27 protein-coding genes and 1 pseudogene are annotated in these 25,323 nt (G+C 40.8%); 27 read left to right on the plus strand and 1 reads right to left on the minus strand.

The genetic code is table 11. The features are described 5' to 3' along the window. The 24 genes and pseudogenes from OOA_RS12215 to OOA_RS20110 form a co-directional block, all read left to right on the plus strand. Positions 1-1,060 (plus strand): N-acetylmuramidase family protein (locus tag OOA_RS12215; protein ID WP_008912458.1); only part of this gene is annotated, 1,060 nt, incomplete at its 5' end. After that, entirely contained in the window at positions 1,044-1,499 is a 456-nt protein-coding gene (locus tag OOA_RS12220) for a hypothetical protein (protein ID WP_008912459.1), read from the plus strand. The genes OOA_RS12215 and OOA_RS12220, both read left to right, overlap by 17 nt. A gap of 197 nt (positions 1,500-1,696) precedes the next feature. Continuing rightward, the gene (locus OOA_RS12225; protein ID WP_008912460.1) at positions 1,697-2,503 is read left to right on the plus strand and encodes a hypothetical protein; all 807 of its coding nucleotides are present in this window, start codon (positions 1,697-1,699) and stop codon (positions 2,501-2,503) included. Between the two features lie 81 nt (positions 2,504-2,584). Further along, positions 2,585-2,896 carry a hypothetical protein gene (locus OOA_RS12230; RefSeq protein WP_008912461.1) on the plus strand — a complete coding sequence of 104 codons (312 nt, stop codon included), beginning with the start codon at positions 2,585-2,587 and terminating at the stop codon, positions 2,894-2,896. An 86-nt stretch (positions 2,897-2,982) separates the two neighbouring features. Continuing rightward, on the plus strand, positions 2,983-3,810 hold the full coding sequence (locus OOA_RS12235) for a hypothetical protein (RefSeq protein WP_008912462.1): 828 nt from the start codon (positions 2,983-2,985) through the stop codon (positions 3,808-3,810). Between the two features lie 113 nt (positions 3,811-3,923). Beyond that, positions 3,924-4,202, plus strand: a complete 279-nt coding sequence (locus OOA_RS12240) for a hypothetical protein (protein WP_008912463.1) — start codon at positions 3,924-3,926, stop codon at positions 4,200-4,202. A 265-nt stretch (positions 4,203-4,467) separates the two neighbouring features. Further along, complete coding sequence (locus OOA_RS12245) at positions 4,468-4,866, plus strand: hypothetical protein (RefSeq protein WP_008912464.1); 399 nt, start codon at positions 4,468-4,470, stop codon at positions 4,864-4,866. A 12-nt stretch (positions 4,867-4,878) separates the two neighbouring features. Further along, positions 4,879-5,142 carry a PAAR domain-containing protein gene (locus OOA_RS12250; RefSeq protein ID WP_006662537.1) on the plus strand — a complete coding sequence of 88 codons (264 nt, stop codon included), beginning with the start codon at positions 4,879-4,881 and terminating at the stop codon, positions 5,140-5,142. 1 nt (position 5,143) lies between these two features. Next, the gene (locus tag OOA_RS12255; protein ID WP_008912465.1) at positions 5,144-6,364 is read left to right on the plus strand and encodes a membrane protein; all 1,221 of its coding nucleotides are present in this window, start codon (positions 5,144-5,146) and stop codon (positions 6,362-6,364) included. Next, entirely contained in the window at positions 6,357-9,740 is a 3,384-nt protein-coding gene (locus OOA_RS12260; RefSeq protein ID WP_008912466.1) for an ImcF-related family protein, read from the plus strand. The genes OOA_RS12255 and OOA_RS12260 overlap by 8 nt, the downstream gene beginning before the upstream one ends. Before the next feature lie 72 nt (positions 9,741-9,812). Beyond that, complete coding sequence (gene tssF, locus OOA_RS12265; RefSeq protein WP_008912467.1) at positions 9,813-11,582, plus strand: type VI secretion system baseplate subunit TssF; 1,770 nt, start codon at positions 9,813-9,815, stop codon at positions 11,580-11,582. Next, complete coding sequence (gene tssG, locus OOA_RS12270; RefSeq protein ID WP_008912468.1) at positions 11,546-12,628, plus strand: type VI secretion system baseplate subunit TssG; 1,083 nt, start codon at positions 11,546-11,548, stop codon at positions 12,626-12,628. The genes tssF and tssG overlap by 37 nt, the downstream gene beginning before the upstream one ends. Before the next feature lie 46 nt (positions 12,629-12,674). Then, positions 12,675-13,196, plus strand: coding sequence for a type VI secretion system lipoprotein TssJ (tssJ, locus tag OOA_RS12275; protein WP_148284548.1), 522 nt, complete (start codon positions 12,675-12,677; stop codon positions 13,194-13,196). 4 nt (positions 13,197-13,200) lie between these two features. Beyond that, complete coding sequence (locus tag OOA_RS12280) at positions 13,201-15,534, plus strand: type VI secretion system Vgr family protein (protein WP_008912470.1); 2,334 nt, start codon at positions 13,201-13,203, stop codon at positions 15,532-15,534. Between the two features lie 2 nt (positions 15,535-15,536). Beyond that, on the plus strand, positions 15,537-16,364 hold the full coding sequence (locus OOA_RS12285) for a DUF4123 domain-containing protein (RefSeq protein ID WP_008912471.1): 828 nt from the start codon (positions 15,537-15,539) through the stop codon (positions 16,362-16,364). Next, positions 16,364-16,876: a DUF3304 domain-containing protein gene (locus OOA_RS12290; RefSeq protein WP_008912472.1), complete on the plus strand. Its 513-nt coding sequence runs from the start codon at positions 16,364-16,366 to the stop codon at positions 16,874-16,876. Before OOA_RS12285 ends, OOA_RS12290 begins: the two co-directional genes overlap by 1 nt. Positions 16,877-17,032: 156 nt before the next feature. Next, positions 17,033-17,545 carry a DUF3304 domain-containing protein gene (locus OOA_RS12295; protein ID WP_008912473.1) on the plus strand — a complete coding sequence of 171 codons (513 nt, stop codon included), beginning with the start codon at positions 17,033-17,035 and terminating at the stop codon, positions 17,543-17,545. Next, positions 17,538-17,672: a hypothetical protein gene (locus tag OOA_RS21010; RefSeq protein ID WP_269078042.1), complete on the plus strand. Its 135-nt coding sequence runs from the start codon at positions 17,538-17,540 to the stop codon at positions 17,670-17,672. Before OOA_RS12295 ends, OOA_RS21010 begins: the two co-directional genes overlap by 8 nt. A gap of 112 nt (positions 17,673-17,784) precedes the next feature. Continuing rightward, positions 17,785-18,300: a DUF3304 domain-containing protein gene (locus OOA_RS12300; RefSeq protein WP_008912474.1), complete on the plus strand. Its 516-nt coding sequence runs from the start codon at positions 17,785-17,787 to the stop codon at positions 18,298-18,300. Beyond that, a complete protein-coding gene (locus OOA_RS21015) occupies positions 18,293-18,427 on the plus strand; it encodes a hypothetical protein (protein ID WP_269078043.1) in 135 nt (44 codons plus the stop codon). The genes OOA_RS12300 and OOA_RS21015 overlap by 8 nt, the downstream gene beginning before the upstream one ends. Positions 18,428-18,551: 124 nt before the next feature. Then, complete coding sequence (locus OOA_RS12305; protein WP_008912475.1) at positions 18,552-19,064, plus strand: DUF3304 domain-containing protein; 513 nt, start codon at positions 18,552-18,554, stop codon at positions 19,062-19,064. Next, positions 19,057-20,973: a DUF2235 domain-containing protein gene (locus OOA_RS19790; RefSeq protein ID WP_008912476.1), complete on the plus strand. Its 1,917-nt coding sequence runs from the start codon at positions 19,057-19,059 to the stop codon at positions 20,971-20,973. The genes OOA_RS12305 and OOA_RS19790 overlap by 8 nt, the downstream gene beginning before the upstream one ends. 55 nt (positions 20,974-21,028) lie before the next feature. Then, positions 21,029-21,499, plus strand: coding sequence for a hypothetical protein (locus tag OOA_RS12315; protein WP_040691579.1), 471 nt, complete (start codon positions 21,029-21,031; stop codon positions 21,497-21,499). Between the two features lie 20 nt (positions 21,500-21,519). Next, positions 21,520-21,684, plus strand: a pseudogene (locus OOA_RS20110) (contractile injection system protein, VgrG/Pvc8 family); the annotation flags it as partial. A gap of 103 nt (positions 21,685-21,787) precedes the next feature. Here the strand turns inward: OOA_RS20110 and OOA_RS12320 are convergent. After that, positions 21,788-23,380, minus strand: a complete 1,593-nt coding sequence (locus OOA_RS12320; RefSeq protein ID WP_008912478.1) for a sigma 54-interacting transcriptional regulator — start codon at positions 23,378-23,380, stop codon at positions 21,788-21,790. A 670-nt stretch (positions 23,381-24,050) separates the two neighbouring features. On the opposite strand from OOA_RS12320, the gene hydN reads away from it, so the two are divergent. Genes hydN through hybG form a run of 3 tightly spaced genes read left to right on the plus strand, consistent with a single transcriptional unit; the run spans position 24,051 to position 25,259 of the window. Further along, positions 24,051-24,599, plus strand: a complete 549-nt coding sequence (gene hydN / locus OOA_RS12325; protein WP_008912479.1) for an electron transport protein HydN — start codon at positions 24,051-24,053, stop codon at positions 24,597-24,599. Positions 24,600-24,608: 9 nt separating this feature from the next. Continuing rightward, entirely contained in the window at positions 24,609-24,950 is a 342-nt protein-coding gene (gene hypA, locus OOA_RS12330) for a hydrogenase maturation nickel metallochaperone HypA (protein WP_008912480.1), read from the plus strand. A gap of 36 nt (positions 24,951-24,986) precedes the next feature. Next, positions 24,987-25,259 (plus strand): hydrogenase maturation factor HybG, encoded by a 273-nt coding sequence (gene hybG / locus OOA_RS12335; protein ID WP_008912481.1) that lies wholly within the window; start codon positions 24,987-24,989, stop codon positions 25,257-25,259. The last annotated feature ends 64 nt before the right edge of the window (positions 25,260-25,323 follow it).

A 25,323-nucleotide genomic window follows, 5' to 3' on the forward strand; every position in this document is an offset into this window, starting at 1 on the left:
TTATGTACAACCCCAAGTCGAATTTATCAGTTCAGTTTATGAAAATATTAAAGCGGAAATAACGGGTTCATCTGTGCCGCAAAAGGGGATTATTGCTCATAATTACCAGCGATTAATCAATAAGATTAAATCGGACAAAAAGGAAACTAACTCACCTGAGGAATACCGCCGTGCTTTTCATAACCCGATGTTTTCCCATATCGTGAATAAAACCATTGTTAAACACCCGAGTGATTGGTACTACAAAAAAAGTGACAGTGTTTGGCAAAATTTTCTAAACATATTGAGTGAAGAAGCACCCTTATGGCGTTCTTACAGTGAAGAGTTTCTTGATAGCATGGTTTGGATGCAAGATGTGACTAATGAAAAAATCGGCCCTAAAGTGTGGCATATGCATCCGTTGGTATTCTTAGCATCTTTTTTAATGCAAAATTATCCAGTAACTCCAATTGAAAATACATTGAAATCTTTAGAGTTTTTAAATTTCTATAATGGCGATATTATTGATGACAATGATTATTTGGCTGCGGCTGAAATTTTAGGTTGTGAAGTTGCTGCAATTAAAGCTGTTGCAATGACAGAAACAGGTAATTATGGCAGTTATTTTAAATTTCAAGATAACGATGACTACGTCCCAGCTATCTTATTCGAAAAACACCACTTTAGGAAATATACATCAGGAAGATTTGATCAGTACGCAGATATATCTAATAGTAAAGCTGGTGGCTATGGTAGTACATCAACTCAATATGCTAAATTGTTAAAAGCATATAATTTGGATAAAACTGCTGCTTTGAAATCAGCATCATGGGGGAAATTTCAAATACTGGGGTCAAATTATTTGGCGGCAGGTTATTCCACGCCGGAAAATTTTGTTTTAGCCATGTCTGAATCAGAAAAAAATCAATTAGATGCATTTGTTAACTTTATAAAATCTAATCGCAGATTACTTAAATCAATAAGAGATAAGGATTGGCTTACCTTTGCACGAACTTATAACGGACCATCTCAAAAAGGGTATGATAAAAAAATGGAGAAGAACTATGAAAATTTTAAATAAATTTATGAAAATAATTTTTGTAACATTTATATCTTCAAGCGCTTTTGCAAGTAATGAAGTTTTCTTTCAATGTGCCACTAAAGACGGAACAATTAACTTAGAGTTAATTGGTAAAGATTTAAAATTAACAATGAAAAAAAATAACTCCATTTTTATTGAACGCTCTTCTAAATTATTAGATGGGGGGGGGTACTCATATAATCATTATTCTCGATTTAATACAGAGTATTATAGGATTACTTACTCAAGTAATAATGTGGATTATGCAATATATAAAAATTACGAAGATGGTCAATATAATAGCGGGTTGCAAGTGACAGATTTAAATGTTAATAAAGAATATAATTATGATTGCAATAAAATACATATCGATAAATTAGATGAATTATTAAATATTCTAGATTGTGATAAGGGGAGTGCGTTAGGGTGCATGCATTAACTAAGGGTGTAATAAATTGAATTGCTAATACCAAAATTTACGTTAATAAAAGTTAATATGACAATAACTTGATAAGATATGAAATGTCATAAAGGATTTATGATAATAAATTAAATGATAGTGGTTATTTTCCATTTTGTTTTAAAATTTATTAGCCTAATTATCCATAAAGGCTCGTTTTACTGTAAATAAATGTTATGAATAAATTTAAGATAAATATAATAATTTTATTGTCACTATTTTTATTCATATTTAATTCTCATGCCACAATAAGTTGCACACCAAGCAGCACAGATTATTCCTACAATACAAACCAAGATCCAACCCCCGAAAAGGTGCAGTCAAATGGCCGAGTTTATTTTTTTTCTTTGCCAAAAGATGAGTGTAAGACAAATATCTTTTTAATAAAAAATGATAAATTACTTAAATATAGAGTGGTAAATGGTTTTTCGTTTGTCAATTATATCAATAAGAATGGCGCTGTTGTTGATGGATGGGTTCGGAGTGACGAGATTGTTTCCGATAATGTTGAGCAAAATGGGCTAACGTACTCGGATTTTTCATGGAAGATAAATGGAAAAAATGTCTATTTACTCGGAAAGGCAACTCCTGAGCTAAATACATGGGTTGAACAATCAGGATTAAAACTCCCAGAGCCTGAAAACCACGGTTTTAATAATGCGTTTGAATCCTGGACATTAACCATCCTAAATGAAATGATAACAATATCTCAAGCAAATGAGATTATTGAGAAAAGAATAGGATTTAATGACACATATGTCTCTGGAATTACATTTGTTGATGACAAATATGCAACTGCACGTGGTATAAAAGTCGGAGATGACTGGAGTACAGTCACTGCAAAATATGGGACGAAAAGTAAATTGAATTCTGAGAATAAGTGCCGATTCTACCCATATTTTGATATGAAACTCAGTTTCTGCCTTGACTCATCGGATAAAGTTCGAGCCATTTTATTTGAAAACTACCCAGTGAAACCGTAGTTCTTTATACAAATAGGGTTGTTTAACTTAAGTAAAGTTACTATTTCATTAATCGAGTTGAATGGGACAAGGGCATATAAAATGCAAGCTAGGCTAGATATCTTAATTATGAAAATAATCCTATTATCGATATTAATTTTAACTTCTTTTAATAATTTTGCAGATGAAAATATATGTGAAAAATATGATTTAATTTCTGATAAAGAAAGAGCCATTATTAATTCATCTAAGTCAGGTTATAAAGTGATCGGCAATGGAAGAGCCTATTTTTATTATTCGCCTAACGTTAATTGTAAAGAAAAAAATCTTTTTTTAATCAAAGATGATCTCGTTAATGCATCTACTGTTTATGATAATTTTACTTCTATAATGTATTTAGATAAAAAAGGGTAAGTTATCGAAGGTTGGATGGAGTCAAATCGGTTGACCCCTACAGGAACAGGGATAGGACCTTCTGATGAAAATAAATAATATATTTTATGCAATATACCTATAATTTAATCAATTACTTCAAGGTACAAAAGCTTGTTTTTGGCATTGTATTACTGTCGCCTACTATAGGCTATGCCCATAAACATTGTGATTATGTAAGCGCTCCAGAAATTTCTAATTATAGAGAGCTGGCCAATATCATTTCGCTGAGTAGAGCTTATTTTTACAGTGCTCCATATAGTGAATGTCGACGAGATGATTTTGTTATATTTAATGATAATCTAGTCGTTTTGGAAAAAGGTAAGGATTTTAGTTATGCGGTGTATTTAGGTACAAATTCAAAAATGACAAGTGGATTTGTCAAGAATGAAAATTTGTCAAAAGTAGAGTTAGCATTATGCATCAATGAAAATGACTTCACGGTCAATGTTCATAATTTAAGTTTTAAATTGAATGAGCCAACCAGTACAGTAAAGAGGGATGTATTAGCGTCAACAGGTCAGGATCCATCACTATTCTATATTGGGCAGAATGATAACGGAATAACGTCATTTGCTTTAGATTATAAGTATAATGACCAGGTTTTCATCTACTTATCTGCATTAAATAGTGAAGTGTATAATCTTGATGAAGAAACTATCACTCAAATGAATTTTAATATACCCAATCAGTTTACCTCTAGAGGCGTTGGTATTGGTAGCTATTTTAATGATGTATTAGAAAAGTATGGTCATTGCGGTATCATCGAGCGGCATTCAGGTAGCACAACAATAACCTATAATTATTTTGAAAAGTCTCTCATTTTTACAATAGAAAAGGATAAGGTTATAGGTGTTACTTATTTAACCTTACCGTGGAGTCAGATTAAATTCTGATTGATATAAATTAACATGAAAAACAATAATAACCTCTTGATTTTTGTTTTTTACTTTATTCTTTTTATGCTTATAGCGATGAAAATAAAACAATATCTGTAGTCTCTCAGTACATGAAAAATGAACTACCAGCACAGGAAGCCTGTGTTTCCTACCAAGTGCATCAAGAAGATGAAGGTTTTTATTACATAAAAGTCAGAACTGAAAACAGAAATAAATTGTGTACTGGAGATCCGAATATATCGGTGACTTTATTTAATTTTAAAGTATCAAAAATAGATAACCAATTATATAAAGAAGATGAGTTAGGTATTAATGGTTATCAACCAATTAACGATAAGAGTCAATATATCCACGGTGCATATTCGTATGAACACAGAGGTGAAAAATAAAATAATGGTAACACATCTTTTATCAATTGGACGTTCAATTCCATTCGCAATAGAACAGTGAATTTAACCATATCATCTTGGCATGAGATTTTTAGGTGTGATGAAAATTATAACATTCAGTACAATAAAAATAATGAGTGTGAGTGTGACGAAAATCCACCACAATTTACCATTAAAAGGGATAATAGACAATATTTTGTAAAAAGCTCGTTATTCTATAACGATGTTTGACATCCGCTGAAAAAGCTACCAAGGAGTTAATCGGATGAAAAGGGTTATTCTATCTGTAATTGAATTGATGTTGGTTTTATTCAGTTACGGCGTCAATGCTGAGCGCCATGAGCAATGCTATGACTATATTACAGAACTTGTCAGAAATAGTAGCTTTGATTTATCGCAATGGAAAATAAAGCCTGAGGATATTAATTTAATTATTGATGAAGATAATGATGATTTTATCAGAGCAAAGATTTTTATAGAGACGAGCGGAACGGGAACAATAGGTTGGGTCTATTTTAATAAAATGAATAATACCCTGCATGATATTACATTTGATCCTGATAACACGGTGAATTTAAATTTTAATCATCATTATTTAAAAGCCTATAAAAAATGTTTAAACGGTAACGAGGCTTATAAAGCAACGAACTCGGTTAATAATTAAAGGACTAAAACTATGCAACAAATTATTCGTAAAGGGGATAAAACCACCCATGGGGGAACCGTGCTAACAGGCTCTGACACCATGAAATTTGGGGGTATCGGTGTGGCACGTAAAGGTGATCAGGTTTCTTGCCCGAAAAAAGGGCACGGACCGACCACCATCATTGAAGGGAATCCTAACTACCTTGATAACGGTATCCCTGTCGCTTTTCAGGGGCATAAATGCGGTTGCGGCTGCACCTTAATCAGTTCCTTTTCTCCCGCCAAGGTAGGTTGATATGCCGGTTTGGCTCAATACCATTCCGCCTGCTGCCGCGAAAGTGCCTCGTCCTAATACACGCCGCTGGTTAGTGGCATTATTGATTATCATATTTATGGGGTTTGCGCTGACCTTGTGGTTTTGGACAAAAGACAGAACGGGGTTTATTTTTTGGTTTACCGCCGTGGGGTTACCTATTTGTGGTTGGGGTTTAGCCTTCGGTGCGCGGCGGATGGCGTATAAGATGCAGCAGGTTTCTGCAAGCACGTGGAATAAAGAACGCGAAGCACTGATTAAATCTGAAATCAAACGCGGTCAACGATTTGCCTATTTATTGGATGCGTATATTGAGACCCCGGCGGGGCAAGGTGCAAATCGCAGCCTTGATGCGATCAACAAATCGGTTCCTTTTGTGGCGTTACAACCTTCTCGTTCAGGGTCTCAGCCTATACGTTATGCGCCTTTAACTGCATTTGACCAACCCGATACGACGTTGATGCTCACCGATTGCATCAATAACATCGCGGTAAAAATTAAACTGATATTGCAAAAATTCCCTGATGATATCCCTTGTTACTGCGTGTTGGAAATCGACCGTGACCTCCAACCACAGGCAGAGAAAATCCTGCTGGATACCTTAAAAAAACAAAGCCCACACGTTTTCCGTCTTATATCGGGGCAAGGACTAGAGGCCATTGACGCATGGTTAGATACCCGTTGGGATATTCCTTCCCTATTGTTGATTGTATCTATTGGCTATAACTCGACGCCTGTGGATGATGACGGTGAGGCCATCGGCAGTATTCTTCTGAGCAATCGACCCACCCGCGATATCCCTTGTGCAACTCGCTTTCATCGCCCAGAAAAAAGTCACCCTGACAATCTGTCGCACGGCTTATCACAAGCCATACTCTGGGGGAACATCTCTCCTGAAACGATAACAGCAGCTTGGGTTGCCGGGCAAGATGTTGACGAAGGCGGGGGATGGAGCCAAGCCTGCGAACAGAATCAGTTGCAATTTAGCATGACTAAGGCCAATAAAATGATTGATCCGGTTTTAGGGAATACAGGAAAAACCGCCCCTTGGATAGTCACGGCCTTGGCCGAGGCCAATATGGGTCAAGAGAATTCTCCCGACGCGCAGCTTATTGCAGTTCAACCCCAACGAGAAAATGACGATATTTGGATAACGGTGATTTCACGCCACACAGAAAGTAAGGAAAGCGTAACGCATGTCTAAGGTGAAAGTAAAAACAGTGATGGGCTCCACCGCCATCGTGTTGATTTTTTTAGTGATTATTGTGGCTTTCTTGTTTTACGCCTTCCCCGAATCAATGGCATCATCACTCGGATTAGGCCCGTATGAGAGCGACCGCATTTTAACCGTGAGCTGTTTGGTGGCTATCTTTATTTTGCTGTTGAGCTGGGTCACCGAGAAATTATTTGATGTTTCCGGAAAATCCGGGCTGTACGTTCAATGGGGCAAAAATAAGCAACAGCAATTATCAAAAAATGCCTCAGTGATTGGATTCGATGACGAGCAAGGTGAGACGGTCATTGATGCCAAAGTGGTACAAGAACATCTTCGATTACGCTATGGGCGCTTTTGGCGACGCAAGATCAAATTATTGCTGGTACAGGGACAAGATGCGGAAATTGAACGGGCGACACCGGGATTAAAACAAGAAGGCTGGCAAGAAAATGAGGGTATTTTGTTATTTTACGGCGGTGCACCGGAGCAAAATTTACCCGAGGAATACCTTGCCTCCATTCAGGCCGTGAGCCCCGCGCGCCCATTAGATGGCTGCATTCTTGTGTTTGACTTACCATCACTGCCCACTCAGATTGAGCGCGATAACGTTCTGCGTTGCCATCAGCGACTGTATGCGTCTCTGGGCTGGCGTGTCCCTGTTTGGTTATGGTTAATTGAAAAGCAGTTGTGGAAGGAAGAAAGCCATTCTATACCGCCAATTGGGGCTATTTTTCAGTCAGGTGCTACACCTGAACACGCCATTGAGGACTTAACTCGTTTAGCCACACCTTTGCGTGAAGTGGGAATGTCTGCATTATTGCAATCCCCTAAGCAAGGCTGGCTATTACGTGTCAGTGAGCTGTTACAAAAGCAACTGCAATCTCAACTGGGCGCGTTACTCCAACACATCATGAAAGGGCATGCGGCATTACAGGTTCAAGGGGTGATCCTCAGTGCAGAGCAACGCTTTTCTCACCGTCAATCCAATGCCTTAGGGAGTTCCCCCGCTTGGCAATCTTTTTTTAATACAACATCGGCTTTGAAAGCTAAAAAAATAGGCTGGAATGCAAGGCAAGCCGCTCAGGTTACCGTTCTTGCGGTATTGTTGTTTTGGAGTGTGGGCGCAATCACGTCATTGATAGTGAATCAAACTAGTATTCGTCATGCAGAGGAAACGGCTCGAATTGCCGCGGATCAACAGGTTCCACTTGGGGAACGCCTGAAAAATCAGTATGCACTGCAAGAAGACATTGCTCGTCTTCAATACCGTGAAACGCATGGGGCACCGTGGTATACCCGTTTTGGATTAAATCAAGACAGCCAAACGTTAGCAAGGCTATGGCCGTTATACATACAAAATCATCAATTGTTAATCAAAACCGCGACGCTGGATGAGTTAAAAACACAATTAGCAGCGTATGTTGCACTACCACCGGCAAGTAGTGCGCGAGAGCAAAGTACACAGCAAGCCTACAACGTCTTAAAGCTCTATCTCATGCTTGCATCAACCGATCACGTTGATACCGCTTGGCTTGCACAAAATTTTTTGACGATTTGGCCAGAGCGTAGTGGTGTTTCAAAAGCGGAATGGCAGCATTTTGCACCACAACTGTTTCAGTTCTGGGCAGGCAACCTTCACAAACATCCCAAATTGGCCCTCAAACCCGATATGACCTTGGTGAATACCACTCGCAAAATTTTGTTAAAACAAATCGGTCAGCAAAATGCCGAATCGGGGATGTACCAGGATGTCTTAAAGCAAGTCGCCAGCAATTGGCCGGATTTAACCTTGATGGACATGGTCGGCGATACCGATGCACAACTGCTATTTAGCACCGACGAAGTGGTGCCGGGAGTATTTACCCGCCAAGCGTGGGAAGAGCAAGTCAAAGCGGCTATCGATGATGTGGTGAACAAGCGCCGTAATGAGATTGATTGGGTATTAACGGATAAAACCCAAACGGTAGACAGCGACGTTTCGCCTGAAGCCTTAAAAGCGCGACTCACGGAACGCTATTTTGTGGATTTTGGCAATAGTTGGCTCAATATGATCAACAGCATTCAGTGGCATCAGGCGGATTCCTTATCGGAAGTCATTGCGCAGTTAAATATATTAGCGGACGTGCGTCAATCGCCCTTGGTGGCGCTAATGAATACTTTAGCATGGCAAGGTAAAACCGGGCAAAAAACCGATGCACTTGCTGATAATATCGTCGATTCCGCCGTTAAATTATTAGACAAGAAAAAGCAAGTTAAGCAATTTATTGAACAAAACCAAGCGCCCAAAGGTCCGTTGGATGACGTGTTTGGTCCCATTCTAGAAATGATGGAAGGTAAGGACGGAACAGGAAAAAATGGCAATCTCAGTTTCCAATCGTGGCTGGCACGCGTCACCCAAGTCCGTCTGAAATTGCAGCAAGTGAGTAATGCGTCTGATCCGCAAGCGATGGCAAAAATGTTAGCACAAACTGTTTTCCAAGGTAAAACCATCGATTTAACGGATACTCTAGATTACAGCAACCTTGTGGCGGCGAGCTTGGGGCAAGAATGGAATAGTTTTGGACAGTCTTTATTTGTTCAACCCTTAGAGCAAGCATGGCGACAAATCTTGTCACCCGCAGCGGATAACCTCAACACCCGTTGGCAATCGACGATAGTGGTGCAGTGGAATAAAGCGTTTGCTGCGCGCTATCCGTTCAAAGCGACAGGAAGTGATGCGTCATTGCCGTTACTTGCCCAATTCTTACGCAGCGATTCGGGACGTATTGACCAGTTTATCAAAACCAACTTAGGAGGTATTGTCCATAAAGAAGGCAACCGCTGGGTGGTTGACCCGTCCATGAGCCAAGGCTTAACCATTAACCCAGAATTTCTCAAAGCCATTAATCAGTTGGCAGACATCTCCGACATTGTGTTTGCGCAAGGGGATGCCAATATCCGCTTTGAGCTGATGGCACGGCCATCCAAAGGTGTTGCTCAGATCCAGCTGATTGTCGATGGTCAAAAATTAGATTACTTCAACCAAATGGAAAGTTGGAAAAGCTTTATCTGGCCGGGGGAAAGTTATTATCCGGGCGTGACGCTTAACTGGCAAAGTGTGCGTTCGAGTATGCAAATTTACGCGAACTACCAAGGCAATTGGGGATTAATGCGCTTATTAGAGCAAGCCGAAGTCACGCAACTCGACAGTAGCCGTTATCAGTTGGTGTGGCGCACGAAAGAGGGCGAAACATTACGGTTTATTTTACGCAGTGAACTCGACAGTGGTCCACTGGCCTTGTTAAAACTCCAGCAGTTCCGCTTGCCTAATAATATCTTTCTCAATACCCCTGATGTTGTGGATGAGCTTGTTGACCCACTTTGACTTAATTCATGAGAGGCTCGGTCAAGAGCCTTCGCTATTTTTATTTTTTAATTGGTTTTAGGAAGTCCTAAAATGGATGATTTGACGCTACGCTATTACGAAGCTGAATTACGTTACTTGAAAGAAGCCGGTAAAGAATTTGCCAATGCGCACCCTGATAGAGCGGCCATGCTCAATCTAGATAAACCTGGCGCGAACGACCCGTATGTTGAGCGTTTATTCGAAGGTTTTGCCTTTTTGATGGGGCGGTTACGGGAAAAATTGGACGATGACCTGCCCGAACTGACAGAAGGGCTGGTGAGCTTGCTGTGGCCTCATTATTTGCGCACCATCCCGTCACTGTCTATTGTTGAATTTGTGCCCCAATGGCAACATTTACGCCAAGCGGAATGCCTACCCGCAGGGTTTGGGGTGGTATCAAGACCCATCAGCGCCCAGCGCACGCGTTGCCAATACCGCACTACGCAAGACGTCTTATTACGCCCGCTTTCTATTTCCAACGCCCAATTACAAACAGAACCGAACGGGCGCTCCACCATTCGCTTGCGTTTTGCCTGCCCTGAAAAAGTCGATTGGTCAAAAACTTATCTAGACAGCCTGCCGATTTTCCTCAGTGCAGATGCGCCTATCAGTTCTGCATTACACCTTGCAATGACGCGCCAAGTACACGGGATGTATATTCGCCATGCTGAGACAGGGGAAGAGCGTATTCCCTTTGATGGTTGGTTTAAACCGATGGGTTTTACCGATGACGATAATTTATGGCCGAAAGGGGATACTGCATTTAGTGGTTATCAGTTGCTGTTGGAATACTTTAGCTTTCGTCATAAATTTATGTTTTTGGCATTACAAGGATTAGAGAAAGCCAAATTTACGGAAACGACGATCTGGTTTGAGATTGATATTGTGCTCAGTGAAACCTGGTCGCCAGACTTACCCTTTGAAACTGAAAATTTCCGGTTGCATTGTGCACCTGTCATCAATCTTTTTTCATTAGAAGGTGACCCGTTAACCATTAATCCGCTGGAGAACGAATACCAGCTACGCCCCCTGCGCTTACAAGACGGTCACACCGAAATCTACAGTGTGGACAGTATTCACGGCTCGATTAAAAATGGTAAACCGAAATACGTGCCGTTTAGCAGCTTTCGTCATCGTGGGGGCATGATGCGCCACGATGCACCCGAACGCTATTTTCATACACGGATTAAGCGAGGGCCTTCCGGTCTCTACGATACGTGGCTTATTTTAGGGGGGAAAGAGTTTGAACTGGCTCAGCTCTCTGAAAAACCTGAACTGTTATCTATTCGCTTAACGGGCACCAATGGTCAGCTACCGCGTAAAGCGCTTGAGAGCACGGTACTAGATGGCGTGTTAAAGGCGGGTAAAGTGCCCGTCACTGTCCGTAATCTTACCGCGCCCACCATTCCGTTATATCCGCCTGCGAACGACCGTTTTCACTGGCGGGTGATGAGCCATCTGGGATCTAACTTTTTAAGCATGATGGATAACCCAGAAGTGCTTCGCGGCACCTTAGCCCTATATGATTGGACAGATGATGAAATGAATCGTCGCCGACTGGAAGCGATCGTGGGGGTGAAACACACACTCATACGCCGATTCGAACAAGGCTACATGATGCGCGGGGTCGATATTGAAATCACGCTAAACGGCAATAATTTTGCAGGCGAAGGGGATATCAATTTATTTGGTGAGATGCTTCAGCGCTTCTTTTCTCTGTATGCGGATATCCACCTCTTTAACCAATTAACCCTTGTTATTCAACCCACAGGAAAACGTCTGAGATGGAAAGAGAATCACAGTCAACACGTACCCGGCTAATAGAGCATATTGAGCCGACGATTTGGCGTGCAAATTTCTATCGTTTTTGTCAATTATTGGAAAAAGCAGCACCTCAAGCACCACTGCTGGGAACCACCAACGACATTAAAGATGATCCGCTGCGATTTCGCCCTTGGCCGGGCATGGGCTTTCCGGCGGGTGAGCTACGAACGGTAGAGCAAAGTCCGACTAACCCAGCGCTCCCCTTAACGGTTCGTACCAACTTTTTGGGGTTGTACGGCGTCGATTCACCGTTACCGACAAGCTATCTCGATGATATCGCGCAAGGCGTAGATGGGACGGAAGCTCTAACAGAATTTCTGGATATCTTTAATCACCGTATCACCACGCAGTATTATCGTATCTGGCGCAAATATGCGTATCCCGCCACCTTTGAAGCAGGAGGCACTGATGCGACATCTCAATGCTTATTAGGATTAATTGGTTTAGGTATTCCCGGCAGTGCGGAGAGGATCGCCACGCCAATCTCGCGCTTTTTGGCATTGCTAAGCACAATGCGTTTGCCCACGCGAAATAGTGAAGGGGTCAAAGCGCTGGTTTCTTTACTGGCACCGAATACGCAAGCGGCGATTAATGAATACGATATTGTCAACGTCCCGGTGGATGAACGTACTGGTTTAGCCCGCCATCAGCGCGTTTCATTAGCAACGCGGGCAACGCTGGGCAAAACCGCCCGCGACACCACGAGTCGAATTCTTATCTCCCTTACAACACACCATCCACAAGAAGCACAAGGTTGGTTGCCGGGTGAACATCTGCATACCGACCTTCTGGTGCTATTACGCGTGTATTTAGGCTACCGCAGTGATGCGCGCTTAAAACTGACAGTTCCCGTGAGAGTGCTACCCGAGCCGCGTTTACAAAAAACGTCGCGTATTCAATTAGGCAGAACGGGGTTATTAGGGTTAAAAGACGGAAAACTTAGCGACAATCGTCAATTCTTGACAGTCAATCTAGGGCGTTACCACGGTATTGAACATGCAGGACGACATGAAGCCGAGGAAGGGGATTATCGTTTTGAATAAGTATGAACAAATGAGGAATAAACCCCATGAAAGGAAAATCGCATCCGTGAAAAACATTAGCCAAAAACTCATGGTGACCTGCTTGTGCGGGATACTCGTAGGCTGTGGACTCGCGCAAGCCGTAAAAGAGGGGACTGTCAGCATGAAAGACGCAATCCTTTATAAAAAAATTACCACACTGCGCTTAGATTTCACCCCGCGTTCAGGGCTGAATGCCGATGAAGACCAAACACCGCTCGCTACGATGGTATGGGTGTATCAACTGAAAGACAAAAAAGCGGTAGAAGGGGCGATGTATCAAACACTGTTAACACAGTCGGATGAAATATTAAAAAAAGACACACTCAATGCCACATCTATAATGGTGATGCCCCAAGGACAAGTTTCACTTGATGAGCCACTTGAAAAAGAGACAAAATTCGTCGCGGTGCTCGGCATGTTTCGCAATCCTGATTTATCAGAAAACACCTGGCGACTGGTGATTAACCGTGAAGACTTAGATGCTGATAAGCCACGCGTGATTGAATTGGGTGATGGTTGGCTGAGATTGTTACCGTTAAAGGATTAATATCATGATAGACACCTTAACCGCTTTTTTTTCCCATCAAGCTTATCAGCTTGACATTCAAGATGCTGGATTTGATATCGATATCCTAAAATTTGAAGGCGTTGAAAAACTTAATGCTCCCTCATCATGGCAGATTGAATTTACCTCAGCGTCGGATTCAATCTCACCGGAACAGGTGCTGTTAAAACCGGCGACATTCAATATGGGCACCAATAAGCACGTATCGGGTGTCATTACCCGCTTGCAGTGGCTATCCACCAGTGCCGATGAGTCCCATTATGCCGTGTTGCTCGAACCCCGTTTAGCATTACTCAGCCATACTAAACGCAGTACCATTTACCAAAATACCTCTGTGATCGAAGTGATTGAAAAGGTGTTGCAGTTCCACGGTTTTGAAGGGGCGGATTACGAATTTAAGTTAGAGTATCAATACCCCGAACGAGCGCTGATCACTCAGTGGCGTGAAACCGATTTGGCGTTTATTCAACGTTTACTTGCTGAAGTGGGGATTGGTTACCGCCTTGAATACTCGACAAAGACCGACAATGACAAAGTGCTATTTTTCGATAGCCAACTCAATTACCAATTTGGTGAAAAATTACCGTATCAACTGCCATCAGGCCAAAATGATAGCGGGCAACTTTCGGTATGGGATGCGCAACTGGCTCACCAAGTGGTGACAGGTAATGTGACCGTCAAAGACTACAACTACCGCACCGCACTCTCGCCAATGGAAACGAGCACACTGCATCCGCTAAGCAACGCAACATTGGGTGATGAATACCATTATGCATCACCCTATTTGCAGATGGGTGATGAAAATGCACAAACATTAGAAGCCGAAAGTGGCGCATTTTATAGCCGTTTACGGCAAGAGCGTTTTCTCAATCCCTCCGCTGAATTTGAGCTACAAACGAACGCCTTTTATCTGATGACGGGCAGTGTGTTGGATATCGTGAATGTGCCGATTAACGAACTGAAAGACGGTGTTTTTATCACCCAAATCACGTATCGTGCAGCCCGTGATGCCTCTTTACAGATGACCCTTAAGGGCATGCCGTACAGTGAACAGTATGCGTATCGTCCTGCTGAAATTCCGCGCCCGAAAATCGCCGGAACCCTGCCAGCGCGTATCGAAAGCCGTAATGACAACGATATTTATGCATGGCTGGATGAACAGGGGCGTTATCGCGTTAAGTTGGATTTTGACCGTGATCACAGTGAGTCAGGATATGCTTATCTTTGGCTACGGCTAGCCAAACCGTATGCGGGGGAGACCTATGGGTTACATGCCCCGTTGATTGCCAACACTGAAATCGCCATTGCCTTTGATGATGGCGATCTGGATAGACCCTATATTGCGTTCGCGTTTCATGACTCAGAACACCCTGATCACGTTAACCGTGATAACCATACCCGCAATGTGCTGCGTACCCCTGCCAACAATAAATTGCGGCTGGAAGACAAGCGGGAAAAAACGCATATCAAGTTAGCGACAGAGTACGGTAAGACTCAACTCAATCAAGGTCACCTTGTCGATGCACAAGGGAAAATGCGTGGGGCAGGTACTGAACTGCGTACCGATGAATGGGGGGCTATTCGTGCGGGTAAAGGGCTGTTTATCAGCGCCGATGAGCAGTCAAAAGCCCAAGGCGATGTACTGGACATGGAGGCAGCACTGAAAGAAATCGCCCATTTGCTACAACAGCGTGAGCAACTTAATCTTGCCGCCAAACAAGCCAAAGCCTTGCAAGCGGATATTGAGAGCCAAAGGCAACTGTTACAACAACGTTTAGAGCCATTAAACCAAAGCCTGTTATTTTCTGCGCCACAAGGGATGGCGTTCACCAGTGGCGAACATTTACAACTGGCGGCCAGTGAAAATGTTGCCATCAATGCCGATGGCGATATCAGCGTGGGTGTTATCGGCAATATGACGATGTCTACAGGGGATAAATTAGGGTTGTTTGTCCGCACCGGAAAACTGGGCGTGATTGCGGGGGAAGGTCCACTGACGGTTCAAGCGCAGAATAACCGTTTAGATATTTTCAGCGAACAAAAGCAGACCATCACCTCTGCCGCAGACATCAATTTCACGGGCAAAAAGCGCATAATCCTGAACGGTGGCGGCAGTTACCTCAAACTGGAGAACGGTAAAATTGAGTATGGCACCTCGGGGGATTATTTGCGCAAAGTGCCGAAGATGGCCACCGCAGGGCCGAATACCTTACCGATGAAGATGGCTCAATTTCCGGCAGTGCCTTTACCCATTTGTATTCCGTGCCTGCTCAATGCCATAACAGGCAATGGTAATAGCGTAGACCTTAGGAAATTTTAACCATGGAAAATTTAGTTCAAGCGGCAAATCAATCACAGAAAAATATTTACCTGTTAATCGAGGGCGGGGCCTTTGCCGAACAGACCATTGAACCTTTTCAACAAAAAAATCCCCGTTCGCTGTATTCCCTTTATCAGCACCCTCAGTTAATCGAAGCCAAATGGGTGGGCCCCTGGTTATATCAGGTAAAAAATAACGCAGATTTAGCCGCTGAAATGGCGCAGTTTCCGCAAATTGTCACCGTAATTTTTTCCTCGTTAGCTCTCAAACCCTTGGCGATGCAATTGGCGTGGGGATGCACCTTAGTAAAACCCGATCTCGAAACGATAGTGAGCCGGTTTTATATTCATGCGGTGATGCCTGTGTTAGCCCGTTGCCAGAAAGAAGATTGGCACTACTACCTGTTTTCGGGCACAACCACGTGGTGGCACCAGACATTGTCGGGCTGGCAACCGACCGATATCGCCACCAAAGCACAGCCAAAAACCCACGATAGAACTGTGTATTTGGACGAATCGACTTGGCAGCAAATTGATGATGACCCAGAAGTCAAAAGCGTTTTAGCTCAATGGCAACAGATGCCAATGAGCCAGCATTTTCCGCCGTGCATTCAGCGGCAGAAAGTCATCCAAACTCTCAAAAAAGCAGAGAAAGCAGGTTTAACCGAAAGTGATGATAGAACAACCTATGCTTTACTGTATTTGGAAGGTTATCAATCTCTGCTAATGCAGTTGCTAGATGCTCCCTATATCGAGAATATTCAGCAAGGGAAATACTCCCTAGCCCATGCAATAAAAGAATTTCAACGCAAAAATAAGGCGGTTATTTAATGCAGTGGATTAAACGACGTAATGAAAAATCATTATGGTTTTTATTGTTACCCTTTGTGATAGCGATAGGGATATGGATCGTCTTTCACTCAACGGCTATTGCAGAGACGTCTATTGAAGATGAAGAAGTTCGATTAATTATTCATAATTGGCAAGACAGGCCGATTTCCCGATTCACCTTGAACGGTATGATGGGAGGCAATGCCTCAGCATATAAGTATAACCCTTACGCCCCGAGGATGGGGGCGACAACTTGTTGTGGCATCATTACAGGAAAGGTGGCAATAGTTAAATGGACACTAGGCGTTAAAGGGTCACAATATGATGCGGGCATGCGCCCTGAAAATTATCAAATGAAAGTATTATTACCTGAACGCAAGGCGGGAGAGAAAAATCTTCATGTCCATTTTTTACCCATGAAAAAAATTAAATTAGAATGGAGCTCAAAATTAAGCTCTTCCTATAATCCTTTCGATGAAGCGCAAAGTTTGTCAGGAGAAAGCCATGAGTAATGAAAAAAGGGCAAGCACTGACGCTATTATAGCAGTGAGTAATAAGAATGAGATAATAAAGTAAAAAAAACTAGTATTTATTATTTAGCTCGATAGAAATTTGTCGGTTTAACTAATAAATATATTGTGTAATTAAATTAAATATAGGAGGGTAATATGACATGGATTCAAAAAAACAACAAAAAGCCATTGTGGTTTACATTATACTTATTGGCAACTTTAATTAGCCTATCTATTTTTTTTGTGTCGAAATCGAATGCAAATGACGAATTGGATAATAGAGAGGTGGCATTAATTATTCATAATTGGCAAGATAGACCGATTTTTAATTCTAGCGTAAATGGTATTTGGGGGGGGGGGGTATCGGCTTATACTTTCAATCCATATAGCAATGGTATGGGCCCAACAGCATGTTGCGGCATCATTAAAGGAAAAGTAGCTATTGTTAAATGGACACTAAGTGTTAAAGGTTCGCAGTATGATGAGGGTATGCGCCCTGAAAATTATCAAATGAAGGTATTATTACCTGAACGTAAAGCGGGAGAGAATAATCTTCATGTTCATTTTTTACCCATGAAAAAAATCAAATTAGAGTGGAGTTCAAAAATAAGCTCTACTTACAATCCGTTCGATGAAGCGCAAAGTTTAACGGAGGAAAACCATGAGTAATGAAAAACGGGCAAGTACTGACGCTATTATAGGCGCAAGTAATCGCGCAAAACAAGCGCGCGAGGGTAAGTTAGGAAACTGTTCGAAAACATTGCATATTGGTTTATTTTTTAATGGAGTTGAATGAGAAAAATATGAAGTGATAAGGTAAAAACCCAATATTTATTATTTAGCTCGATAGAAATTTATCGGTTTAACTAATAAGCATATTATAACCAAATTAAATCTAGGAGAAAAACATGACATGGATTCAAAAAGGCAATAAAAAGCAATTGTGGTTTACATTATACTTATTAGTAGCTTTAATTGGGTTATCTATTTTGTTTGTATCGAAATCAAATGCAAATAACGCATTGGATAATAAAGAGGTGGCATTAGTGATTCATAATTGGCAAGACAGGCCAATTTCTAGTTATAGTGTTAATGGTATGTGGGGAGGCAATGCTTCAGCATATAGATACAATGAATATTCAATTGGTGCTGGAGGTGGATTAGCATGTTGTGGAATTATTAAAGGAGATATGGTGATAGTCAAATGGAGACTAGGTGTTAAAGGTTCACAATACGATAGTGGGATACGCCCTAAAAATTACCAAACTAAGATAACATTACCTGAACGTAAAGAAGGGGATGATACGTTACACGTCCATTTTTTACCAAAAAATAAAATTAAACTAGAATGGAATAACAAAAACTCATCTTCATATAATCCTTTTGGTTCAAGTAAAGAAATTGAGGGTACACGGAATGAATAATGAAAGGAGAACCAGTACAGATTCGATCATTGCAGCAACAAATAAAGCGAAAAAAGCACAAGAATGTAAATTAGGGGATTTTTCAAAAACATTACATATTGGTTTATTTTTTGATGGTGTTGAATGAGAAAAAGATGAAGTGATAAGGTAAAAACCCAATATTTATTATTTAGCTCGATAGAAATTTGTCGGTTTAACTAATAAATATATTGTGTAATTAAATTAAATTAAATTAAATCTAGGAGGGAAATATGACATGGATTCAAAAATGTAACAAAAAACCATTGTGGTTTACATTATACTTATTGGCAGCTTTAATTGGGCTATCTATTTTTTTTGTATCGAAGTCTAATGCAAATGACGCATTGGATGATACAGAGGTGGCATTAGTTATTCATAATTGGCAAGATAGGCCAATTTCATGGTTTAACTTAAACGGTATGATGGGAGGAAATGCTTCAGCATATGAATATAACAAATATTCTTATGGAGCAGGGAAAATGACATGCTGCGGAATAATAAAAGGAAAAACAGCAGTAATAAAATGGAGATTAGGTGTTAAGGGTTCACAATATGATGCGGGGGTGCGTTCTGAAAATTATCAAATTAAGATACAGCTACCGGAACGTCAAGAGGGAGATGATACGTTGCATGTCCACTTCTTACCAGAAAATAAAGTAAAACTAGAATGGAATAATAAAAATTCATCTTCATATAACCCTTTTAGCTCAAGTAAGGAAATTGAGGGTACACATAATGAATAATGATAAACGAGCCAGTACTGATTCGATCATTGCTGCAACAAACAAAGCAAAGCAAGCACAAGAATGTAAATTAGGTAATTGTTCTCGCACTTTACATATAGCTTTATTTTTTGATGGGGTTGGTAAAAATAAAGATTTAGATGAACCCAAAGGTAAGTTATCAAATATTGGCAAGTTGTTTTATAGTTTTCCAGGACCAGAAAAAAATACTAATAAAGACACATATAATGCATATTACATATCAGGGCTTGGAACACCTTATCAAATTGCATCTAATCAAGAAGCTAATGAGACGACAGCGGAAATATATAAAGAAACCAAAAGCAACATTCAAGACTCGATAAGAGATACGGGCTTAGAGGCGGGTTTTGATTATGCTATAGGAAAAGATGGTTTTAAAAAAATTGAAGAATTAGTGTCTCCGAAAGGTCAGGTTAAAATGTTTGCCGAGGCCGGATTTGATGCTGCTGCGAAAATAGGTATTGAAGCAACACCATTTTTAAGAGATAACGAATTTATTGCCTATAATTTTGTAACAGGGGTAGAAACGCGAATTAATGACTTAAAAGAGCGATTTTCCCGAGCGTATAATGAAGCTCAAAAAGGAGAAATTCCCCTTAATTTGATTTCTGTTTCTGTGTTTGGCTTTGATATGGGCGCGACATTAGCCCGATATTTTATCGGCGTATTAATTAATCAAATTTGCCAAAAAGATTATGATACGGGCCTCTATTTTTACGGGGGTGTTCACGGTGGAGCTTGGGTGGACATTCCTTTTGTGGGTCTATTCGATTGCTCTCGTGATACGCCTGAAAGTGATGACAATGGGCTGGATTATGGGCTAAATGCACTGACGGTAATGGCGAAAAGCAATAAAGTAACGGAAGTGGCGGTTGGTTCATTAATAACTATGGTTGCAGGGCGTAAATACATTGACCATATGACCCCGTTACCCCCATTGGTTAAAAAGTCTTTACATTTGATTGCGGCCCATGAAAAACGCAAATGGCGTTGTCTCTATTTAACGGGTAGAAGTGGAGAACATCATCAAGAAGAACTATTACCTGGTTGCAGTGAGGATATCGGCGGGGGATTAAGAAACAATGAACAGAAACCCAATGAAGAACTCGCTAAAGTCGCCTTAAACAAAATGCATTTAGCGGCATTTCATGCAGGTGTTCCGTTTCCAGAACTCGATGAATTACGCGAGACTGATTTCGAAACATGGCTCTATTTTCAAGATGAACAAGAAGTGAAAGGTAAAAAGGCGACTGAGTGGGTTGAGTTTTATCAATCAGGCCTTCCCCTTAAAAAATTAAGTTATACGGCTTTAAATGCTCATTTAGATAGCTATTTTGCGTGGTTAGGGCAGAAGCATTATGAATATAAAAATGAACTACGAAAATTAGAGGTACAAGAAAAAGAGGCGCTCCTGTCACCTAAATCATTTCAAGGGGGTTATGGTATAACACGAACCTCTCAAAAGTCAGCCATGACAGCCTCTGAAAAAAAGAGATTGCTTAAGCAGAACTGGGGGTGGTTATCTACCGTCGCACAACAAGCATGGTTAGCTGTGACTGAAAGAACAGCAGGAATGCCGCCTTCGGTGATGAATAATATTTATATCCCAGGAAAGCGCCGAGCGAAATATTATATCGATTGTGGTACAGCAGGGTATGATAATATGCCTTTTCCGATATCATACACGCCTGTTTCTAATGAGCTTTATAGTTGGTTTGTCCATGATATACAGCGAGCTGAAGGGATTAATTATCGTTATTTTTATATTCGTTTAATGGAACCACTCTCTGGGCAGTTTGCACCGGATGAGCCTGAGGTATATGTTCCACCTCAAGCCCCTCAAGGTGTTGGAAATGATTTTATATTTACTGGGTTTCCAAAGTTATAAAAATTCAATTTCATTACCTGAACTTCAGCTAATAATTTCATCAATAAGGAAATCTATGTCAGAAGGAAAAATAAGCACTGCCTTTTTATATACCAAAAGAAAGTCACTTTCATTTTTTTGTTATTATATTTTAACTGCGATTTTATTGACATTATCAATTAAGGTGATTAATTCTTTATTTGTAAGCACTAATTATCGATACACTCACGAAGCACTATCAAAAAGCATTGACTTAGATTTAGGGTTTTCAATTTCATTTGCCTATGGATTGGTTATTCTTATCATCCATATCCTCGCTTATTGTACTTTTTCATTACTGGAAATTCAGCGATTGCGTAGTATCGGTTACCGACATCCGATTGCTATCTGTTTAATCATGTTCTTACTGAATAGAGTATCTAATTATTTTTATACACTAGCTGGTTTAAATTGGATTTCGATTGCTATCGGTGTTATTTCATTCGTTTATTTTATTGCATTGATTTTTCTTTCAGAAAAAGAAAAGTATATTAATCATGAAAAATAGCTGCTAAATAATGTTAACTATTCGAATTTAAGCTAGAGCATCAATACCCCGAACGAGAGCTGATCACCCAGTGGCGTGAAACCGATTTAGATTTTATCCAACGGTTACTTGCTGAAGTGGGAATTGGCTACCGCCTTGAATACTCGGCAAAAACCGATAACGACAAAGTACTATTGTCCACTTCCCCTAAAATAAGACAGCAATATTTTGATAACGGGATATTAACTTATTAAACAAAGTTAAAATTATTACTTATATAATGACGTTATCCAGAAAAATAATCCTTTTTTAAAATAGGTCTTGTACAGATATTCCTAATCGCTGCATACGTGATAATAATGTTGTGCGCTTTAATCCTAAACGGGTTGCAGCTCCTCTAGCGCCTGCAACAACACCATTTGTCGCTTTCAACGCTGCAATGATCCTTTCTCGCTCCTCATCATCATTTTCGGGTGCGCTAGTTTGCATTCGCTTCTCCAGTGCACTTTGTGTTTCAAGAGCATTTTTAATCCGTGATGGCTTTGGGATATTAAGTTCATGCAACTGTAAGTTTAATGTGTTTCCACGCGTCAAGATTACTGCTCGTTCAATGACATTTTCCAGTTCTCTAACATTACCAGGCCACGGATACAAGGTAAGTTGTTGCAGCGCCTCCCGAGGAATGCAATCAATTTTTCGATTCATCCTTTGAGCTATTTTTTGAGTAAAATAGGTCGCTAATAGTGGGATATCTTCGGTTCTCTCGCGTAATGGTGGGATTAAAATTGGGAATACATTCAATCGATAGTACAGATCTTCACGAAACTCTCGGTCATCAGCCATAGATTTTAAGTCACGATTGGTCGCAGCGATAAGTCGAACATCAACAGGAATGATTTTATTTCCCCCAATCCGTTCAATCTCTCTTTCTTGAAGAACACGTAGTAATTTTGGTTGAAGTTCTAAGGGCATATCGCCGATTTCATCGAGAAATAACGTGCTTTTATCAGCCATTTCAAAACGGCCAATATGCGTCGTTGCCGCCCCAGTAAATGCGCCTTTATCATGCCCAAATAAATCACTTTCTAGAAGCCCAGAAGGAATAGCGGCGCAATTCATTTTAATCATAGTGCATTTATTGCGCTCACTAAGGCGGTGGATAGCTCGTGCTATAAGCTCTTTCCCCGTTCCTGTCTCCCCAAGGATTAAAACGGTGCTATCACTGCGGGCAACTAAATCGACCTGTTCTAAAATATTGCGCATAGCGTCGCTTTGAAAAATAATCTCACTGAAGCTATCCATGCTATGTATTTGTTCATTCAACCATAAATTTTCATTTTTCAGGTTGTCTTTTAAATGGGTTATTTCGCCATATGCCGCCGCATTGTCGACTGCAATTGCAAATCTCGCGGCTATCTGTTTGAGTAAATTACAGTTATCGTCGGTGAAAATACGGTTATCTTCATGAGAAAGTACCAAAACACCCAGCGGCTTATGATTAAAGGCGAGTGGCAACAGCAGGGTTTCTGTCATCCCTTGCGCACTCAAATTCTGATAGAGAGGATCGTTTGTCGCTTGATCTAACGTAAGACGAAGTGGCTTATTACTCTCAAGGACTTTCGTTAAGTCAGGGTGGAGTTCATTTAAATGATACTGTGCTTTTTCAACAGGCTTTGAACGTTGATAATGGCTGGAATAACAAATATATACGGCAGAGCTGTAGTTATCGCACAAAGCAACGCTGATTTGGCTAATCCCAAAAAAACGGTAAATTTCGCGTGAGACTTCAGCAACTAATCCGTCCATCTCTAAATGGGATAACACTGAATTAGTGATATCGACCAATATTCTATATTGGTCACGTTCATGCCGGATGTAGTCGTTGTTTTCAGCAGTAGTCACGTTGTTCCCCTATATCCATTATATCCATTATATCCGTCATACTCCGAGCCACAGCGTTGTTGACACCCAAGTCACATACTTATGTATGCTCCTTGGGATATCTTCGTTTGTCGCCTAGCTGTGATTCGAATTATTTAGGATATATCGCAAGGATTACTCAAAATGTAGTTCACCCGCCATACTTCGAGCCACAGCGTTGTTAACTGCTCTCATCAAAATTTGTATTTTAAATATCATCAATTCAAGCACTGCTATGTTGTTTTGGTGTAGATAAATAATTCAAAATAGCTTTTGTTATAAATTTGATATAAATAAATGTAAGACAACAAGTGATACTTAAATCTATGCCAATATTGTAATGGCTCTATAAAAAAAGCATATCGCTGTCTGGATTAACTTTGATCCAATCCCCTATTTTCATGAAAACAAAAATGGCAGTATATTTATTTATATAACGATTTTTGTAATTATCGTCATAATTGTCGATACGAGTGACGAATATTTATTTTAAGTAACTCAGAGAGATTAATCTTTATATTAATAGACTGATTTAACTGAATTAAAATAATTTACTATTCTGGCACGATCCATGCTTATACCTGATAAATAGAAGACAGTTCCCCCGGAAATGCCGGATGTGGTGTCATCACGTATTATTCAGGAGAGTACGATGAACAGATTCATCATTGCTGACCCCAAAAAATGCATTGGCTGTCACACGTGTGAAGTCGCTTGTGTTGTTTCTCACCAACAACAAGAAACTGGTATTGAAACGGTAGTAAAAGATGATTTCTTCCCGCGTATTCATGTTTTGAAAGGCTACACAGTGAGTACCGCTGTTGTTTGTCGTCAATGTGAGGATGCGCCTTGTGCCAATGTTTGTCCAAATGGGGCTATCGCTCGAAAAGACGATTTTGTGTATGTTGACCAATCCAAATGTATTGGCTGTAAAACCTGCGTTATTGCTTGCCCTTATGGCACGATGGAAGTTGTTAGCCACCTTGTGACACAAAAAGTGACAGCGCTGAATGCTATCCCTCAATATCGTGCGGAAGCGCATAAATGTGACCTTTGCCATACCCGTGAAGGTGGGCCTGCTTGTGTTGAGGTTTGTCCAACCGAAGCCCTGATCGTTGTTGATAGAAATCGAATGGATGAAATCATCAAAGAACGTCGCCGCCGTGCTGCATTTGAAATGCCTAATGACGTTATATTTTAAGGATATCCCATGCATGAAGTTGCCTTATGCCAAAGTGCTTTCGATATTATCGAACAGCATGCAAAACAAAATCATGCACAGCGGGTCACGGCAGTGTGGCTAGAATTAAGTTCAGTCTCGTGTATTGAAGAGTCCGCACTGCATTTCTGTTTCGATATCATTTGTCGCGATACATTAGCTGAAGGCTCAAAGCTACATATCATGACGGTTCCTGCAAAGGCATGGTGTCGAGATTGTCAATGTGCAGCTAAAGTGACGCAATTTGGCACAGGATGCCCTCATTGTGGCAGCCAAAACCTACAAATAGACAGCAGTGATACTATGCAGGTGAAACAAATTGAAGTTGAATAATTCCTCAATGGCGTTGTATCAAGTCAGGAGCCAGTTATGTGTTTAGGTATTCCGGGTAAAATTGTTACCGTCGGCGATTCGCCTATGGATAATGCTCAAATCGAAGTTTGTGGTGTTCGACGGGATGTGAATATTGCGCTAGTTTGTGAGGGTGCAACACAAGATATGCTCGGAAAATGGGTGTTAGTTCATGTCGGTTTTGCCATGAGTATTATTGATGAGCAAGAAGCACAAGATACACTTGATGCATTAATGGCAATGGAAAGTGTCGAGGAAGATGTATCGTATTTTTTACGAGGCAATGCCTAATATCTTAAAAAATAAAACCGCTGTCGTCGCGATAAAAGCAGAACTGCGGTTTTATTTTTCATGC

The organism is Providencia burhodogranariea DSM 19968 (assembly GCF_000314855.2).
Lineage (GTDB): Bacteria > Pseudomonadota > Gammaproteobacteria > Enterobacterales > Enterobacteriaceae > Providencia > Providencia burhodogranariea.

Excerpts from the sequence above, each read along its gene's own strand:
- tssG (WP_008912468.1), top strand. The coding sequence starts at position 11,546 with ATGGAAAGAGAATCACAGTCAACACGTACCCGGCTAATAGAGCATATT.
- hydN (WP_008912479.1), top strand. The coding sequence starts at position 24,051 with ATGAACAGATTCATCATTGCTGACCCCAAAAAATGCATTGGCTGTCAC.
- OOA_RS12230 (WP_008912461.1), top strand. The coding sequence starts at position 2,585 with ATGCAAGCTAGGCTAGATATCTTAATTATGAAAATAATCCTATTATCG.
- OOA_RS12260 (WP_008912466.1), top strand. The coding sequence starts at position 6,357 with ATGTCTAAGGTGAAAGTAAAAACAGTGATGGGCTCCACCGCCATCGTG.
- hybG (WP_008912481.1), top strand. The coding sequence starts at position 24,987 with ATGTGTTTAGGTATTCCGGGTAAAATTGTTACCGTCGGCGATTCGCCT.
- OOA_RS12315 (WP_040691579.1), top strand. The coding sequence starts at position 21,029 with ATGTCAGAAGGAAAAATAAGCACTGCCTTTTTATATACCAAAAGAAAG.
- OOA_RS12300 (WP_008912474.1), top strand. The coding sequence starts at position 17,785 with ATGACATGGATTCAAAAAGGCAATAAAAAGCAATTGTGGTTTACATTA.
- OOA_RS21010 (WP_269078042.1), top strand. The coding sequence starts at position 17,538 with ATGAGTAATGAAAAACGGGCAAGTACTGACGCTATTATAGGCGCAAGT.
- OOA_RS12285 (WP_008912471.1), top strand. The coding sequence starts at position 15,537 with ATGGAAAATTTAGTTCAAGCGGCAAATCAATCACAGAAAAATATTTAC.
- OOA_RS12250 (WP_006662537.1), top strand. The coding sequence starts at position 4,879 with ATGCAACAAATTATTCGTAAAGGGGATAAAACCACCCATGGGGGAACC.
- OOA_RS12255 (WP_008912465.1), top strand. The coding sequence starts at position 5,144 with ATGCCGGTTTGGCTCAATACCATTCCGCCTGCTGCCGCGAAAGTGCCT.
- OOA_RS12295 (WP_008912473.1), top strand. The coding sequence starts at position 17,033 with ATGACATGGATTCAAAAAAACAACAAAAAGCCATTGTGGTTTACATTA.
- hypA (WP_008912480.1), top strand. The coding sequence starts at position 24,609 with ATGCATGAAGTTGCCTTATGCCAAAGTGCTTTCGATATTATCGAACAG.
- OOA_RS12240 (WP_008912463.1), top strand. The coding sequence starts at position 3,924 with ATGAAAAATGAACTACCAGCACAGGAAGCCTGTGTTTCCTACCAAGTG.
- OOA_RS12290 (WP_008912472.1), top strand. The coding sequence starts at position 16,364 with ATGCAGTGGATTAAACGACGTAATGAAAAATCATTATGGTTTTTATTG.
- OOA_RS21015 (WP_269078043.1), top strand. The coding sequence starts at position 18,293 with ATGAATAATGAAAGGAGAACCAGTACAGATTCGATCATTGCAGCAACA.
- OOA_RS12225 (WP_008912460.1), top strand. The coding sequence starts at position 1,697 with ATGAATAAATTTAAGATAAATATAATAATTTTATTGTCACTATTTTTA.
- OOA_RS19790 (WP_008912476.1), top strand. The coding sequence starts at position 19,057 with ATGAATAATGATAAACGAGCCAGTACTGATTCGATCATTGCTGCAACA.
- OOA_RS12280 (WP_008912470.1), top strand. The coding sequence starts at position 13,201 with ATGATAGACACCTTAACCGCTTTTTTTTCCCATCAAGCTTATCAGCTT.
- OOA_RS12235 (WP_008912462.1), top strand. The coding sequence starts at position 2,983 with ATGCAATATACCTATAATTTAATCAATTACTTCAAGGTACAAAAGCTT.
- OOA_RS12220 (WP_008912459.1), top strand. The coding sequence starts at position 1,044 with ATGAAAATTTTAAATAAATTTATGAAAATAATTTTTGTAACATTTATA.
- OOA_RS12305 (WP_008912475.1), top strand. The coding sequence starts at position 18,552 with ATGACATGGATTCAAAAATGTAACAAAAAACCATTGTGGTTTACATTA.
- tssF (WP_008912467.1), top strand. The coding sequence starts at position 9,813 with ATGGATGATTTGACGCTACGCTATTACGAAGCTGAATTACGTTACTTG.
- OOA_RS12245 (WP_008912464.1), top strand. The coding sequence starts at position 4,468 with ATGAAAAGGGTTATTCTATCTGTAATTGAATTGATGTTGGTTTTATTC.